Raw genomic sequence first — 16002 nt, 5'->3', positions numbered from 1 at the left:
GTCCGTCCGGCGGCTGTCCGGCATCTGTCCGACGTTCCGTACTCCCGGGAGTCTAGGCCCTGATAAAGGGACGGTAAGCGGCTCGTCACGCCACTTCCGGTGAGGGTGGGGTTTTCCCCAGGTTCCGAGGGCGGGGAACGTCATGGCGCGGCGGCCCGGCACACGGCAGGCTGGGCGGTATGACCGCGAAGCCCACGGCTCCCGACGAGCCCCTTCCGCCCCCACGCCCCGCCTACGACGCGGTGACGTGGAAGGAGATCGCCCATCTCCTGCTCAACCTGCCGGTCGGGCTGATCGGTTTCACCTACGCCGTGACGACGCTGGCGATCGGCGCGGGGCTGGCGGTGACCGTCGTCGGGCTGCCGCTGATGACCCTCGGGCTGATGGGCTCGCGGGCGATGGGCCGCTTCGAGCGGGCGCGGGCGCGGGTGCTGCTCGGGGTGCGGGTGGAGGAGCCGTCGAAGGTGCCGTGGCGCAAAGGGCGCGGTTTCTTCCCGGTGTTGTGGACGGCGCTGAAGGACCCGGTGGGCTGGCGGGCGGTGCTGTACGACGTGATCCGGCTGCTGTGGGGCATCCTCACGTTCACGGTCGTCCTCGTCTCGCTGTTCGTGGCGTGGCCCCTACTGCCTTACGTGGCACGGGGGTTCGCGAACGTGGACCGGGCGATGGTGCGCGCGCTGCTGTCGCCGTCGGACGAACTGGAGCGCAGGATCGCGGAGTTGGAGTCGGACCGGGGGACCGTGGTGGACACGGCGGCGGCGGACCTGCGGCGGATCGAGCGGGATCTGCACGACGGCGCGCAGGCCCGGCTCGTCAATCTCGCGATGGGGCTCGGGCTGGCCAAGGAGAAGCTGCTGGAGGACCCGGACTCGGCGGCGGAGATGGTCGCGGAGGCGCACGGCGAGGTGAAGCTCGCGTTGCAGGAGCTGCGCGATCTGGCCCGGGGCATCCACCCGGCGGTCCTCACCGACCGGGGCCTCGACGCCGCCCTGTCCTCCGTCGCCTCCCGCTGCACGGTCCCGGTGAAGGTGACCGCCGACCTGCCCGCGAGACCGGCTCCGGCGATCGAGGGGATCGCCTACTTCACGGTCTCCGAGCTGCTCCAGAACATCAGCAAGCACAGCGGGGCGCGGGCCGCGTCCGTCGATGTGTGGCGGTCCGACGAGCGGCTGCTCATCCAGGTCTCGGACGACGGGAGCGGGGGCGCGAGCCTGGAGAAGGGGACGGGGATGCGGGGGCTCGCGGACCGGCTCGACGCGGTGGACGGCCTGTTCGTCGTGGACTCGCCGCCGGGCGGGGGGACGACGGTGACGGCGGAACTGCCTTGGCGGGACCGGGCGTAGCTCTCGGGTACGTAGCCCTCAGGTATGTGGCTCTCAGGTACGTGGCTCTCAAGCAGGCAGCCCTCACGGTCGGACGACTGTGGGGGCTGCGGGTATTACGGGTATTACGGGGTCTCCCCCAAGGAATCGCCCCTACGACCAGGGAGCCACCCCGTACGACCGGAGAGGTAGGGATAACCCCCCACCCGAGACGCCGACGGACTCCATGGTTCCCGAGGGCCCCGCACGGGAGTCTGGTGGTACGGCAGACGCGGTGCACGACGAGCGGAACGGGACGGAGCCATGGCCATGCAGGGCGTGGGGTACGGGGGTTACGGGGAGTACGGGGAGACCGAGCGGCGGCATCGGGTCCCCGCGGCGCTGCGGGCCCCCTTCGAGGGACGCAGCTGGCGGGAGTTCGGGTACGTCCTGCTGAGCCTGCCGATCAGCATCGTGTTCTTCTCGTACACGGTGATGATGCTGTCGGTCGGCGTCGGCCTGCTCGTGACGTTCCTCGGGGTCCCCCTGCTGGCCGCCGCGCTGGCCGGCTGCCGGGGCCTCGGGGCGCTGGAGCGGGCCCGCGCGCGGGGGCTGCTCGGCATGGAGATCGGCGACCCGGCGCCGCTGCGCCCCCGCAAGCGGACCCTGATGGGCTGGGTGGGCGCGGTCCTGAAGGACGGCGCGTCGTGGCGGCACGCCCTGTACGGGCTGCTGCACCTGCCGTGGGCGACGTTCTCGTTCTGCGTCTCGCTGACCGTGTGGGCGACCGGCTGGTCGATGCTGACGTACCCGCTGTGGTTCTGGGTGTTCCCGATGTACGCCGGCCAGGACGGCCTCCAGCTCTACGGCGACGGCACGCACGGGATCTACCTGGACAACCCCTTCGAGATCACCGTCACGGCGCTGGTCGGGCTGCTGTTCACGATGGCCACGCCGTGGATCGTGCGGGCGCTGACGATGGTCGACCGGGGGCTGGTGCACGGCCTGCTGAGCCCGTCGCGGCTGGCCTCCCGGGTGGTGGAGCTGGAGTCGGACCGGGGGGTCGTGGTCGACACGGCGGCGGCCGACCTGCGGCGCATCGAGCGGGATCTGCACGACGGCGCCCAGGCCCGCCTCGTCAATCTCGCGATGGGGCTCGGGCTGGCCAAGGAGAAGCTCCGCGAGGACCCGCAGGAGGCGGCGCGGATGGTGTCGGAGGCGCACGGCGAGGTGAAGACGGCGCTCCAGGAGCTGCGTGACCTGGCCCGGGGCATCCACCCGGCGGTCCTCACCGACCGGGGCCTGGACGCCGCCCTGTCGTCCGTGGCCTCCCGCTGCACGGTCCCGGTGTCGGTGGACGTGGACCTGGTGGAGCGGCCCGCGCCGGCCATCGAGGGCATCGCCTACTTCACGGTCTCCGAGCTGCTCCAGAACATCAGCAAGCACTCCCGGGCGACGATGGCGTCGGTGGACGTGTGGCGGGTGGACGACCGGCTGATGCTCCAGGTCGTCGACAACGGCGTGGGCGGCGCGGACACCTCCGGGGGGTCCGGTCTCGCGGGGCTCGCGGGGCGGCTGGACGCGGTGGACGGAATCCTGGTGGTGGACTCGCCGGCCGGGGGGCCGACGCGGGTGACTGCGGAGCTGCCGTGGCGGGCGGAGCGCATCTGAGTGCTCCTGGGGGTGCCGTTTCATGCAAGAGCGGTCGTACGTGACCGTTCTTGCACGAAACGGCGTTCCGGGGGGTGTGATCGGGCCGTTCTCGGTCGTCGATCGGTCCTCTAGGGGTGGGTGGAAGTCTGGGTAGTGGCTCACAGCGCCTTTGTAGGGGGGTTCGATCGGTCTTAGGGGCGATCCATTCGGCTTCCGGGCCTGGGATGCTGGGTGCGCACGCAGCCGTACAGCTACCGGGGGGCCGGACACGTGGAGGACAGGGTGCGAGTCGTCATCGCGGAGGACTCGGTTTTGTTGCGGGAGGGGCTGACCAGGCTGCTCACCGACCGGGGGCACGACGTGGTCGCCGGGGTGGGGGACGGGGACGCGCTCGTCAAGACGATCACGGAGCTGGCCGCCGAGGACGCGCTGCCGGACGTGGTCGTGGCGGACGTCCGGATGCCGCCGACGCACACCGACGAAGGGGTGCGGGCCGCCGTACAGCTCCGCAAGGCCCATCCGGGGCTCGGGGTGCTGGTGCTGTCACAGTACGTGGAGGAGCGTTACGCCACCGAACTGCTGGCCGGTTCCAGCCGTGGTGTGGGGTATCTGCTGAAGGACCGGGTGGCCGAGGTCCGCGAGTTCGTGGACGCGGTGGTGCGGGTCGCGCAGGGGGGTACGGCGCTGGACCCCGAGGTCGTCGCGCAGCTGCTCGGGCGCAGCCGCAAGCAGGACGTGCTGGCCGGGCTGACCCCCCGGGAGCGTGAAGTACTAGGACTTATGGCCGAGGGGCGGACGAACTCGGCGATCGCCAGACAGCTCGTGGTCAGCGACGGGGCCGTCGAGAAGCACGTCAGCAACATCTTCCTGAAGCTCGGGCTGTCGCCCAGTGACGGGGATCACCGCCGGGTTCTCGCGGTTCTGACCTACCTGAACTCGTAGCGGGGTACGACTGTCCTTGCTTGACATTGTCAACGACCACGTGTGACGGACGGGGAACGGAGCGAGCGGTAGATCAGGACAAGCCGGGGCGTCCGGCTGTCGCACGGCGGGTGATTCCGCGGGCGATGATCGGCCGAATGGCCGAGGTCGGGCGACCCTCACAGACGTAGGCTTGATCTGGGAGGGCCTGCGGGAAGGCAGCTCCCGGACAGCCGCCTCGAAGGAGGTCCAGTTCAGTGACCAGTCAGGTCAGCAGCCCGGCGGAGCAGGCCGACGAAGCCGTCGTGGGAGAGCAGCGCAAACCGGGCGACAGGGCGAAGGACGTACGCCGTGTCGACCGGGTGATCATCAGGTTCGCGGGGGACTCGGGCGACGGGATGCAGCTCACGGGTGACCGGTTCACCTCGGAGACCGCGTCGTTCGGGAACGATCTGTCCACGCTGCCGAACTTCCCGGCCGAGATCAGGGCCCCCGCGGGGACGCTGCCCGGGGTGTCGAGCTTCCAGCTGCACTTCGCGGACCACGACATCCTGACGCCGGGTGATGCGCCCAATGTGCTGGTGGCGATGAACCCGGCGGCGCTGAAGGCGAACGTGGGGGACCTGCCGCGCGGCGCGGAGATCATCGTCAACACGGACGAGTTCACCAAACGGGCGATGCAGAAGGTGGGCTACGGCGGGAACCCGCTGGAGGACGGCTCGCTCGACGGGTACCACCTCCATCCGGTGCCGCTGACGACACTGACCGTCGAGGCCCTCAAGGATTTCGACCTCACCCGCAAAGAGGCCGAGCGCAGCAAGAACATGTTCGCGCTCGGCCTCTTGTCATGGATGTACCACCGGCCCACGGAGGGCACGGAGCGGTTCCTGAGGGCGAAGTTCGCGAAGAAGCCGCAGATCGCCGAGGCGAACCTGACGGCCTTCCGCGCGGGCTGGAACTTCGGTGAGACGACCGAGGACTTCGCGGTCTCCTACGAGATCGCCCCGGCGACCACCGCGTTCCCGCCGGGCGTCTACCGCAACATCTCCGGCAACCTCGCCCTGGCGTACGGCCTGATCGCGGCCTCCCGCCAGGCGGACCTGCCGCTGTTCCTCGGCTCCTACCCGATCACCCCGGCCTCGGACATCCTGCACGAGCTGTCCCGGCACAAGAACTTCGGCGTCCGCTCCTTCCAGGCGGAGGACGAGATCGCCGGGATCGGCGCGGCGCTCGGCGCGGCCTTCGGCGGCTCCCTCGCGGTGACGACGACGTCCGGGCCGGGCGTGGCTCTCAAGTCGGAGACGGTCGGCCTCGCGGTCTCGCTCGAACTGCCGCTGCTGATCGTCGACATCCAGCGCGGCGGGCCCTCCACCGGCCTGCCGACCAAGACCGAGCAGGCCGACCTGCTCCAGGCGATGTACGGCCGCAACGGCGAGGCGCCGGTCCCGATCGTCGCCCCGCGCACGCCCGCCGACTGTTTCGACGCGGCGCTGGAGGCGGCCCGGATCGCGCTCACGTACCGCACGCCGGTGATGCTCCTGTCGGACGGCTACCTGGCCAACGGCAGCGAGCCGTGGCGCGTCCCGGAGGTCGACGAACTGCCGGATCTGCGCGTGCAGTTCGCGCAGGGCCCGAACCACACCGAGGCGGACGGCACGGAGGTGTTCTGGCCGTACAAGCGCGACCCGCACACCCTCGCGCGCCCCTGGGCGGTCCCCGGCACGCCCGGTCTCGAACACCGCATCGGCGGCATCGAGAAGCAGGACGGCACGGGCAACATCTCCTACGACCCCGCCAACCACGACTTCATGGTCCGCACCCGGCAGGCCAAGGTCGACGGCGTCGACGTCCCGGACATCGAGGTCGACGACCCGGACGGCGCGCGCACGCTGGTGCTGGGCTGGGGGTCGACGTACGGCCCGATCACAGCCGCCGTACGCCGGCTCAGGTCGGCCGGGGAGGCGATCGCGCAGGCGCACCTGCGGCATCTGAACCCCTTCCCGAAGAACCTCGGTGTCGTACTGAAGAGTTACGACAAGGTGGTGATCCCCGAGATGAACCTCGGCCAGCTCGCCACGCTCGTACGGGCGAAGTACCTGGTGGACGCCCACTCCTACAACCAGGTCAACGGCATGCCGTTCAAGGCGGAGCAGCTCGCCACGGCGCTCAAGGAGGCCATCGATGGCTGAGCTGACAGAGGTGTCCGAGGCGAATCCGCTCCTTCAGCTGGTCCCGAAGGCCGAGGCCAAACAGGCCATGAAGGACTTCAAGTCGGACCAGGAGGTGCGCTGGTGCCCCGGCTGCGGGGACTACGCGATCCTGGCGGCCGTGCAGGGCTTCATGCCCGAGCTGGGGCTCGCGAAGGAGAACATCGTCTTCGTGTCGGGGATCGGCTGCTCGTCGCGGTTCCCGTACTACATGAACACCTACGGGATGCACTCCATCCACGGCCGCGCGCCCGCGATCGCGACGGGGCTCGCGTCGTCGCGGCGGGATCTGAGCGTGTGGGTGGTGACGGGGGACGGGGACGCGCTGTCGATCGGCGGCAACCACCTCATCCACGCCCTGCGGCGGAACGTCAACCTGAAGATCCTGCTGTTCAACAACCGGATCTACGGGCTGACGAAGGGGCAGTACTCCCCTACCTCGGAGGTAGGGAAGATCACGAAGTCGACGCCGATGGGGTCGCTGGACGCGCCCTTCAACCCGGTGTCGCTGGCGCTGGGCGCGGAGGCGTCGTTCGTCGCGCGGACCATCGACTCCGACCGCAAGCATCTGACGGAGGTGCTGCGGCAGGCGGCGGCGCATCCCGGGACCGCGCTGATCGAGATCTACCAGAACTGCAACATCTTCAACGACGGGGCGTTCGAGTCGTTCAAGGACCGGGAGGCGGCCCAGGAGGCGGTCATCCGGCTCGAACACGGGCAGCAGGTGCGCTTCGGCGCGGACGGCACCCGGGGGGTCGTACGGGACAGGGCTACCGGAGAGCTACGGGTCGTGGACGTCACCCCGGAGAACGAGGCGGACCTCCTCGTGCACGACGCGCACGCCGCGTCCCCCACGACCGCCTTCGCCCTCTCCCGGCTCGCCGACCCCCAGACCCTCCACCACACCCCCATCGGCGTCCTCCGCTCGGTCGAACGCCCCGTGTACGACAGCCAGATGGCCGACCAGCTGGACTCCGCCGTCGAGCAGCGGGGGAAGGGGGATCTGGCGGCGCTGCTGGCGGGTGGGGATACGTGGACGGTGGTGGGGTGAGGGGGGTTCAGGGGGTGCGGGGGCTTCACTGAAGGGCCCCGCTCCGAGGCACCTCGCTCTGAGGGGCCTCGCCGGGAGGCTTCGCCGAGGAGGCCCGTTGCTGGGCTTCGGGACGAGGCCGGGGCGGGGCCCCAGGTGCAGTGCCGAGAGCCGGGGGCCGGGGGCCGGGGGCCGGGGGCTTGGGGTGGCCGGCGGCTCGGCGTCGTACGGAACACGGGTCCGGTCCGCCGTGGGCGGGGCGGGCCCGGTTGTACTTCCGGGCGGGTCCGGTTGTGGTCCTGGGGAGGGCCTCCGCCAGGCGGGCGAGGCCGGTTTCTGGCGGGCAGGGCCGGTTGTTGTTCCGGGGCGGGCTCCGCCGGGTGGGTGGGATCGGCCCCGCTGGGTGAGGCGGGCTGCGCTCCCCGGGCCGGGGCGTCGGGGGGCTGTCCGTGTTTGCGGACGGGGCCGGCTCTGTGTTCGGGCGGGCCTGGTTGTGATTGCGAGGCTCGGGCCGACGCTCCCGTACGGGTCAGGTCGGGGTGGATTCCCTGCGGGAGTCGTACTGCTCGCGGGCCTCGAAGATCTCGGGGAGGCGGGTCTGGGTCCAGGCGGCGAGGGAGCGGACTCGTTCGGCGGCCTCGTGGCCGAGGGGGGTGAGGGAGTAGTCGACGCGTGGGGGGATGACGGGCTGGGCGGCGCGGTGGACGAAGCCGTCGCGTTCGAGGGTCTGGAGGGTCTGGGCGAGCATTTTTTCGCTCACGCGGCCTATCGCCCGGCGCAGTTCGCTGAACCGGCGGGCGCCGTCGAGGAGTTCGATGAGGACGAGGACGCCCCAGCGGCTGGTGACGTGCTCCAGGACCAGGCGGTGGGGGCACATCCCGCCGTCCGCCGTCTGGTGCGCCCGCGCCAGTTCCGTGAAGTTCTCCGAGCCCTCTGTGGTTACCGACATGCCAGTACCTTACTTCAAAGTGGGTACTTTCCTTTGGTTAGCGCAACTCCTATGGTTAGTGCGCAGAGCACCCCACAAGGAGTCATGAGCTATGAGCATCGTCGTCACCGGAGCCACCGGACACCTCGGCCGCCACGTCGTGGAGCAGTTGCTGGAGAAGGTTCCCGCGGAGCAGATCACGGCCGTCGTACGCGACGAGGCCAAGGCCGCGGACCTCGCGGAGCGCGGCGTGAAGCTCGCCGTCGCGGACTACAACACCCCCGAGTCCTTCGACGGCGTCCTCGCCGCCGGCGACAAGGTCCTGCTGATCTCGGGCAGCGAGGTCGGCAACGACCGCCCCGCCCAGCACCAGGTCGTCATCGACGCCGCCAAGGCCGCGGGCGTCGCCCTCCTCGCGTACACCAGCGCCCCCGGCTCCCTGAAGGCCGCGCTCGCGGACGACCACCGGGCCACCGAGAAGGCGCTGCTCGCCTCCGGCCTGCCGTACACGCTGCTGCGCAACGGCTGGTACCACGAGAACTACACCGAGAACCTGGGCCCGGTCCTGGAGCACAACGCCGTCGTCGCGGCGGCCGGCGAGGGCCGCGTCTCCTCCGCCTCCCGCGCGGACTACGCCGCCGCGGCCGTCGCCGTGCTGACCGGCGAGGGGCACGAGAACCAGACGTACGAGCTCGGCAGCGACGTCTCCTGGAGCCTCGGCGAGTACGCGGCCGAGCTGAGCGCGCAGCTCGGGCGGGAGATCGCCTACAACAACGTCACGACCGAGGTGCTCACCGGCATCCTCGTCGGCGCCGGGCTGCCGGAGCCGGTCGCGCAGATCTTCGCCGGGGTCGACGCGTCCATCGAGAAGGGTGAGCTGGAGATCACGTCCGGGGATCTGTCGCGGCTGACCGGGCGGGCGGCTTCGCCGATCTCTGAGGCGATCTCAGTGGCGCTGAAGGGCTGAGTGCCGGGGGCTTGAGCCCCTAGGGGTATTACGGGGTGTACGGGTGGCGCGGATGGGCGTCGGTCGTACACCCCGTAGTACTTGGGTGGTTCGGGCCGCCCAGGGGTACCTGAGAGCCACCCGCACGGCGCCGTCATGACCGTATCGCGATACACGCATGACATCCCCGCCCCTCCCCCGCTACCTTCGTCCCGGCGCCGCGAAGGCGTGGGCAGGTGTGGCGAGCGGGAGGTGTCGTGGCCGGGATGCCGAAGGGCGAGCAGCGAATAGGCATGGCGAACGGGATCGCCGCCTACGGGATGTGGGGCCTCGTCCCCCTGTACTGGCCGCTGCTCAAGCCCGCCGGGTCGGTGGAGATCCTGGCCCACCGGATGGTGTGGTCGCTCGCCCTCGTCGCCGGCGCGCTGCTCTTCGTACGGCGCTGGGCGTGGGCGAAGGAGCTGGTCCGCCAGCCCCGGCGGCTCGCGCTGGTGGTGGTCGCGGCGACGGTCATCACCGTCAACTGGGGCGTGTACATCTGGGCCGTCAACACCGGGCACGTCGTCGAGGCGTCCCTCGGGTACTTCATCAACCCGCTGGTCACCATCGCCATGGGCGTCCTGCTGCTGAAGGAGCGGATGCGGCCCGTGCAGTGGGTGGCGGTGGGGGTCGGGTTCCTCGCCGTCGTCGTCCTGACCGCAGGCTACGGGCGGCTGCCCTGGATCTCCCTGGTCCTCGCCTTCTCCTTCGCGACGTACGGGCTGGTCAAGAAGAAGGTCAACCTCGGCGGGGTGGAGTCGCTGGCCGCCGAGACGGCCGTGCAGTTCCTGCCCGCGCTCGGCTATCTGCTGTGGCTGAGCTCCGCGGGCGAGTCGACGTTCACGGGCGAGGGCCCCGGGCACGCCGCGCTGCTCGCCTCGACCGGTGTCGTCACGGCCGTACCGCTCGTCTGTTTCGGTGCGGCGGCGATCCGAGTGCCGCTGTCCACGCTGGGGCTGCTCCAGTACCTCGCGCCGGTGTTCCAGTTCCTCCTCGGGGTCGTCTACTTCGGCGAGGACATGCCGCCCGAGCGCTGGGCCGGCTTCGGGCTGGTGTGGCTCGCGCTGCTGCTCCTGACGGGGGACGCGTGGCGGACGGCGCGCAGGGCGAGGAGCGAGATCAGCGTGCCGAGCGCGGCCATCGCGACGGGGACCGTCAGCGCGGTGCGGAAGGCGGAGAGCGTCTCCTCAGGGGTGATACCTACGGGTACGGGGACGGGGGCGGAACCGGGAGCGGCCCTAGCTGAGGCAGCCCCTGCCGGGGTGACCCCTACCCCTTCCGGGGTAGTACCGGAGGCCGAGCCGACGCCGCCCGTCGCCAAGCCGTAGACCGCCGTGACCGCGGAGATGCCGAGCGCGGAGCCGAACTGGGTCGACGTGTGCAGGAGGCCGCCGGCGAGGCCCTGTTCCTCGGGGCGTACCCCGTCGGTCGCCGCGATCGTCAGGGGGCCGTAGGCCAGCGCGAAGGAGAGGCCGGCGACGAACAGGGCCGGGAGCATCACCCCGTACGACCAGTCCCTCCCGAGAGGGAGGAACGTGCCGTACGCCGCGGTCGCGCAGACGAAGCCGCCGACGATCACCCGGGCGTTCCCGAAGCGGGCGACCAGCCAGGGGGTGAGGGTCGGGGCGAGGATCGCGTCGCAGCCCATGACCAGCAGCGCCAGGGCGGTCTCCAGCGGGGACCAGCCGCGCAGCTCCTGTAGGTACAGGGTCAGGACGAACTGGAAACCGAAGAACGCGCCGAGGAACAGCAGCGCGCCGAGGTCCGCGCGCAGGATGTTCGCCTCCCGCAGGATCGACAGCCGGACCAGGGGGTACGGGGCCCGGCGTTCCACCCGGACGAACCCCCACGCCAGCGCCGGCGCCGCCAGCCCCGAGACCGCCGTCGGCAGCCAGTCCCGGGTGCCGTGTTCGAGGCGTACGACCGTGTAGGCGGCCGTCAGCATCGTCGCGGTGGCCAGGAGGGCGCCGGGGAGGTCGAAGCGCCCCTGAGTACTACGGGGTGTACGGGGTGCCGGCGGGATCAGTCGCGCGGCGCCGGCGAGGAGGGGGGCGGCGGGCGCGGCGTGAGCGCCGGTGGGTGGAGGTGGGGCGCGGGCATGCCGGGGCGGCAGGACAGCGCGTCCGGGTGTGCCGGGCGGAAGACTCGGGCAGGTCGGGCCCAAGGGAAGGCGCGAATGTGTCAGGGGTGTCAAAGGGCCGGGGCGATATCCCCCTCTCCTCTCGCTTTCTCCAACTCCCCGCTCATATAGCCCTCTTGACTGACCGTTGACCTCGGCTTCACCATCCAGTCACCCCATCAACTGCGGGTTCCCTGCGGAAACCCCCGCACGGGAGCACCGCCAGGACTGGATTCCGGAGCCCCCCACCATGAAGCTCTCTGTCTCCGCGCGGGCGTCGGCCGCTGCCGTCGTCGCGGGTGTCACCCTGTTCGCGACCGCCGTCACCGGGTCGGCCGCGGGTGCGGCGAACACCGGGACGCTGGCCGCCGCGCCCGACATCCCGGTGGCCAACGTGAAGGCCCACCTCACGCAGTTGCAGTCGATCGCGACGGCCAACGGCGGCAACCGCGCGCACGGCCGGGCCGGCTACCTCGCCTCGATCAACTACGTGAAGGGCAAGCTGGACGCGGCCGGATTCACCACCACCGTCCAGCAGTTCACCTCCTCCGGCAGCACCGGCTACAACCTCATAGCCGACTGGCCCGGCGGAGACCCGAATCAGATTGTCATGTCAGGGTCACATCTCGACAGCGTGACCTCGGGCGCCGGCATCAACGACAACGGCTCCGGCTCCTCCGCCGTCCTGGAGATCGCCCTCGCCGTGTCCCGCGCGAACTACCAGCCCACCAAGCACCTGAGATTCGCCTGGTGGGGCGCCGAGGAGCTCGGCCTCGTCGGCTCCCGGTACTACGTGAACAACCTCTCCGCCACGAACCGCGCCAAGATCAGCGGCTACCTCAACTTCGACATGATCGGCTCCCCCAACCCCGGCTACTTCGTCTACGACGACGACCCCACCATCGAGAAGACCTTCAAGGACTACTTCGCCGGTATCGGTGTCCCGACCGAGATCGAGACGGAGGGCGACGGCCGCTCCGACCACGCCCCCTTCAAGAGCGCGGGCGTCCCGGTCGGCGGCCTCTTCACCGGCGCCAGCCGCACCAAGACCGCCGCCCAGGTCACCAAGTGGGGCGGCACGTCGGGCCAGGCGTTCGACCGGTGCTACCACTCGTCGTGCGACACGACGGCCAACATCAGCGACACGGCACTGGACCGGAACTCGGACGCGGCGGCGTACGCGGTGTGGACGCTGTCGTCGTGATGCGTCGGGACGGGCACGTACCGTCGTGACGGCGTCGTGACGGCGCCATGACGCCGGGTGCGTTGCGACGACAACGTTTCGTCGTAACGCACCCGTTTCGTTGCTACGTCTGCGTTACATCGCTACGTCTGCGTTTCGCCGCGACGAGACCGTCCCGTCGTCACGTCACCGTACCGCCGCCGCCCGCTCCGCCAGCCGCAGCATCCGGGAGCGGGCGGAGTCCAGGGCGGAGGGGTCCTCCGCGGCGGGGCCGCCGTCGGCGGAGAGGGCGGTCCACAGGCCGAGGAGTTCGTTGCCGAGGTTCAGGCCCTGGACGGGCTCCCGGACGGCCCGCCAGGCCGTCGCGGCGCTCTGGACGTTGCCGTAGGCGGCCTCGGAGTCCCCGGTGCGCCGGTGGGCCCACGCGACGTCGAGGGAGACGTGGAAGGCGCGCACCGGGTCGCCCGCGAGGTACGCGATGTACGCGGCGAGTTCCCGCAGCCGCAGCACCTCGGGGTGGTCCGCGCCGAGCGCGCCGGACGCCTCCTCGACGGTCCGCTCCGCCAGTTCGGCCGCCATGTCGATGCGGCCGGCGCGGACGGCCTCGTTGATCCGCGCGGTCGGCCCGGCGAGCGGGCCGGGCGGGACGGCACCGGTGTCCCGGGGGTCGTCGCCGAGCACCGCTTCCGCCACCGCGTCGAACCCGCGCGCGGGTGTGTGCTTCGGGGAGGGCTCCGGGATCACGGTCTCGGGGTCGACGAGAGGGACGGGAGCCGGGCGGGGCGGGGTTTCCAGGGAGGGCGGCGGGGGAACGGGGCGCGGCGCGAGGGCGGGCTCCGGGTACGCCGGTTCGGCCGGGAAGGTCTGCGACGTGGTGACCGGGGATGCCGGTTCGACCGGGAGGGGCCGCGGTGCGGTGACCGGGGGTGCCGGTGAGGCGGTCGGGCCGGGAGCGTCGTACGGGTGCTCCGGGGTGGGGCCGGGGGTGAGGGTCTCGTCCATCGCCGGTGGGGGGCCGAAGACGCCGGTCGGCTGGGTGACGGTGCCGGGTGGGGCTGTGAGGGGCTCGTCGTCGTACGGATCGGTGGTGGGGGTGATCGGGACCGGTTCGGCGGTGAGGGTGCTCGAACCGTCGGGTTCGACCTGGATCGGGACGACGTAGCCGCTGCGTTCGTCGTGGACGGTGGCCAGGACGGCGTGGCCGGTGGCGACGGCGATGCGGCGGAGGTGCGCGAGGACCACGTGCTGGATCTCCTCGCCCTCGGGAGCGGTGACGGGCACCCCGCCGACGGACGCGGTGTCCCCGACGACCCGGACGTCGATCGGCGCCGGTGCCATCACGGCGGGCCCCGGGAGGGGCTCTCGGCTGGGTCGAGACATGGTGTTCCTCACTCGGTTCTGCCGGGGAACCGGCGTTCCGCGCGTCACGATCCGATAAACACGCTTACCGGCGAGTATGGCCGCTCCGCCCCGCCGCTCGCGTCACCGGGACGTCACAGCCTCGTTCCAGATACCTGGCCGGAATCCGGCGCCGTACACAACTTCGTTGATCCACAAGGCGGGTTGCCCGAGGATGAGGCGGTACGACGCACTCCGGGGGGCCTGATGCGCTGGACCGTCCACGGCGAACGGACGCTGTACGACACGCCGTGGGTCCGCCTGCGCGCGCTCGATGTGGAACAACCGGACGGCACCCGTACGGAGTACCACGCGGTGCGGCTGCGGGACCTCGCGGTGCTCGCGGCCGTCGACCGGGAGCGGCGTGTCCTGATGATGTGGCGGCACCGGTTCCTCACGGACACGTGGGCCTGGGAGCTGCCGATGGGTCTCGTCGAGGACGGCGAGTCTCCCGCGCGGGCGGCGGCGCGGGAGCTGGAGGAGGAGACCGGGTGGCGTCCCGGCTCCGTACGCGAACTCGTCCGCTCCGAGCCGGCCGCCGGGATCACCGACAGCCGTCATCACGTGTTCCGTACGGACGACGCGCGCCGGATCGGTCCGCCGACCGAGCGCAACGAGTCCGACCGGGTGGAGTGGATTCCCCTCGCGCGCCTGCGCGCGTTGATCGCCCGTCGGGAGATCGTCAGCGGGGCCACGCTGGTGGGGGTCATGGCGCTGCTCCTCGATCTCGGCGGTCCCGGCGATCTCGGTGACCCTGGCGACCCCGGTGCCCCTGGCGATCCCGGCGCCCTTCCCGGCGTCGGCGGCTGAGCGCCCGTGTCCGCCGTCTCCGTCGCCGCGGCCGTCCGCTCGGGCGCCACGACCGCCGCGGAAGTCCTGGAAGGGGCCCTGGAGCGCCTGGAACGGGTTGATCCGATACTCGGTGCGTTCCGTGAGGTCTGGGCGGCTGAGGCGGGCGTGTACGCCCGCGAGGTGGATGCGCGGGTCGCGGCCGGGGAGGCGCTGCCGCTGGCGGGGGTGCCGATCGGGGTCAAGGGGCGGCGGGGCGCCCGGGGGTGGCGTCCGGAGGTGGCGGCGCTGATCGGCGCCGGGTGCGTGCCCGTCGGGGGCACCGCCGTGCCGGGCGCGGGGACCGCCTGGCAGACGTGGGGGCTCGGGCGGCACGGCCGTACGGTCAACCCCTGGCGCCACGACCGGACGCCCGGCGGGTCGTCGGCCGGGTCCGCGGTCGCCGTGGCCGCGGGGGTGGTGCCGCTCGCGACCGGGAGCGACGGGGCCGGGTCGGTGCGGATTCCCGCCGCGTGGTGCGGGGTGTTCGGGCTGAAGCTCGGGAACGGGCGGCTGCCGAGCCCCGACCGTACGGGACTGGCGGCACCCGGCTTCTTCGCACGGCACCCGGCGGACGCGGCGGCGTGCTGGCGGGCGCTGTCCGGGGAGCCCCTCCCGCTGCCGTCCCGGCCGTTGGACGCCGTCTGGTCCGCCGACCTCGGGTATGCCGACTGCGATCCCGAGCCGGTGGCGCTCGCGCGCGCGGCGGCACTGCGGCTCGCCGAGAGCGGTGTCGTACGGCTCACCGGGCGGGCGGTGGTGCTGGAGGACCCGGCGGAGGCGTGGCTCGCGCTGCGGTCGCCGGGTGGGGTGGGGGTGGGCGGGGTTCGGGAAGGTGGGGTTCCGGGGGCCGGGGTGCGGGAGGGTGAGGCTCGGGAGGGGCGGGTTCGGGGAGGCGGGGTTCGGGGAGGCGGCGCGCGTGGGGCGGGGGTGCGTGAGGCCAGGGCTCGCGAGGCCGGGGTGCGTGAAGCCGGGGCTCGCGAGGCCGGGGTGCGTGAGGTCAATGACCGGCGGCTGGCGGAGGTGTTCCGGGCGGCGGATCTGCTGCTGACGCCCGTCACGCCGAACGCGGCGCATGGGCACGAGGGGCCCGGGGAGCGGTACTCCACGGCTCTGACGTGGGCGTTCAACCTGAGTGGGCATCCGGCGGTCAGCGTGCCGGCGGGGGTGGGGGCGGACGGGTGTCCCGTGGGGCTCCAGATCGTCGCGCCTCCCGGTGGCGAGGGGTTGCTGCTGGCCGTGGCCTCGGCGCTGCCCTGGAGCCTGGGTGATCCTCCTGCCACGCCGGGCGATCCTCCTGCCGTGCAGGGCAACCCTTCTGCCGCGCTCGGCGATCCCCCTGTCACACCCTGGTGATCCCCCCACCCGCCGCGCCCTGGCCACCTCCCCGCCCCGCCCGAAATGATCCCCCTCCCGGCAATGCTTGCGCGCGCATATAATCACTCCTCG

General features: G+C 71.7%; 12 protein-coding genes and 1 pseudogene. 10 read left to right on the top strand and 3 right to left on the bottom strand.

All coding sequences use genetic code 11. The features are described 5' to 3' along the window. Window positions 1-179: 179 nt before the first annotated feature. The 5 genes from ABZX85_RS18440 (at window position 180) to ABZX85_RS18420 (ending at window position 7133) form a co-directional block, all read left to right on the top strand. Window positions 180-1343: a sensor domain-containing protein gene (locus ABZX85_RS18440; RefSeq protein ID WP_355869165.1), complete on the top strand. Its 1164-nt coding sequence runs from the start codon at window positions 180-182 to the stop codon at window positions 1341-1343. Window positions 1344-1625: 282 nt separating this feature from the next. Beyond that, window positions 1626-2972 (top strand): sensor domain-containing protein, encoded by a 1347-nt coding sequence (locus ABZX85_RS18435; RefSeq protein ID WP_355869162.1) that lies wholly within the window; start codon window positions 1626-1628, stop codon window positions 2970-2972. A gap of 264 nt (window positions 2973-3236) precedes the next feature. Beyond that, window positions 3237-3896: a response regulator transcription factor gene (locus tag ABZX85_RS18430; RefSeq protein ID WP_355869948.1), complete on the top strand. Its 660-nt coding sequence runs from the start codon at window positions 3237-3239 to the stop codon at window positions 3894-3896. Window positions 3897-4132: 236 nt separating this feature from the next. Next, window positions 4133-6064: a 2-oxoacid:acceptor oxidoreductase subunit alpha gene (locus ABZX85_RS18425; protein ID WP_355869159.1), complete on the top strand. Its 1932-nt coding sequence runs from the start codon at window positions 4133-4135 to the stop codon at window positions 6062-6064. Next, window positions 6057-7133 carry a 2-oxoacid:ferredoxin oxidoreductase subunit beta gene (locus tag ABZX85_RS18420; protein WP_355869156.1) on the top strand — a complete coding sequence of 359 codons (1077 nt, stop codon included), beginning with the start codon at window positions 6057-6059 and terminating at the stop codon, window positions 7131-7133. Before ABZX85_RS18425 ends, ABZX85_RS18420 begins: the two co-directional genes overlap by 8 nt. A gap of 508 nt (window positions 7134-7641) precedes the next feature. Here the strand turns inward: ABZX85_RS18420 and ABZX85_RS18415 are convergent. Continuing rightward, window positions 7642-7989, bottom strand: a complete 348-nt coding sequence (locus ABZX85_RS18415; RefSeq protein WP_355869946.1) for a helix-turn-helix domain-containing protein — start codon at window positions 7987-7989, stop codon at window positions 7642-7644. Between the two features lie 163 nt (window positions 7990-8152). Here ABZX85_RS18415 and ABZX85_RS18410 point away from each other — a divergent pair, with 163 nt between their 5' ends. Continuing rightward, a complete protein-coding gene (locus ABZX85_RS18410; protein ID WP_355869153.1) occupies window positions 8153-9007 on the top strand; it encodes an SDR family oxidoreductase in 855 nt (284 codons plus the stop codon). 245 nt (window positions 9008-9252) lie between these two features. After that, complete coding sequence (rarD, locus tag ABZX85_RS18405; RefSeq protein ID WP_355869944.1) at window positions 9253-10353, top strand: EamA family transporter RarD; 1101 nt, start codon at window positions 9253-9255, stop codon at window positions 10351-10353. 32 nt (window positions 10354-10385) lie between these two features. On the opposite strand, the pseudogene ABZX85_RS18400 reads toward rarD, so the two are convergent. Then, window positions 10386-10970 (bottom strand): annotated as a pseudogene (locus ABZX85_RS18400) (MFS transporter); the annotation flags it as partial. A gap of 424 nt (window positions 10971-11394) precedes the next feature. Between ABZX85_RS18400 and ABZX85_RS18395 the strand changes: the two are divergent. Further along, a complete protein-coding gene (locus ABZX85_RS18395; RefSeq protein ID WP_355869150.1) occupies window positions 11395-12348 on the top strand; it encodes a M28 family metallopeptidase in 954 nt (317 codons plus the stop codon). A 165-nt stretch (window positions 12349-12513) separates the two neighbouring features. Here ABZX85_RS18395 and ABZX85_RS18390 read toward each other — a convergent pair whose 3' ends face one another. Next, entirely contained in the window at window positions 12514-13707 is a 1194-nt protein-coding gene (locus ABZX85_RS18390; protein WP_355869147.1) for a tetratricopeptide repeat protein, read from the bottom strand. Between the two features lie 225 nt (window positions 13708-13932). On the opposite strand from ABZX85_RS18390, the gene ABZX85_RS18385 reads away from it, so the two are divergent. Both ABZX85_RS18385 and ABZX85_RS18380 read left to right on the top strand, forming a co-directional pair. Further along, window positions 13933-14535: an NUDIX hydrolase gene (locus tag ABZX85_RS18385; protein WP_355869144.1), complete on the top strand. Its 603-nt coding sequence runs from the start codon at window positions 13933-13935 to the stop codon at window positions 14533-14535. 6 nt (window positions 14536-14541) lie between these two features. Next, window positions 14542-15909, top strand: coding sequence for an amidase (locus ABZX85_RS18380; RefSeq protein ID WP_355869141.1), 1368 nt, complete (start codon window positions 14542-14544; stop codon window positions 15907-15909). The last annotated feature ends 93 nt before the right edge of the window (window positions 15910-16002 follow it).

This window comes from Streptomyces sp. NPDC004539, assembly GCF_040610055.1.
In the GTDB taxonomy this organism is placed as follows: Bacteria; Actinomycetota; Actinomycetes; order Streptomycetales; family Streptomycetaceae; genus Streptomyces.
Note: the sequence above shows the minus strand (reverse complement) of the source record. Positions and strands in the feature narration are given on the sequence as shown.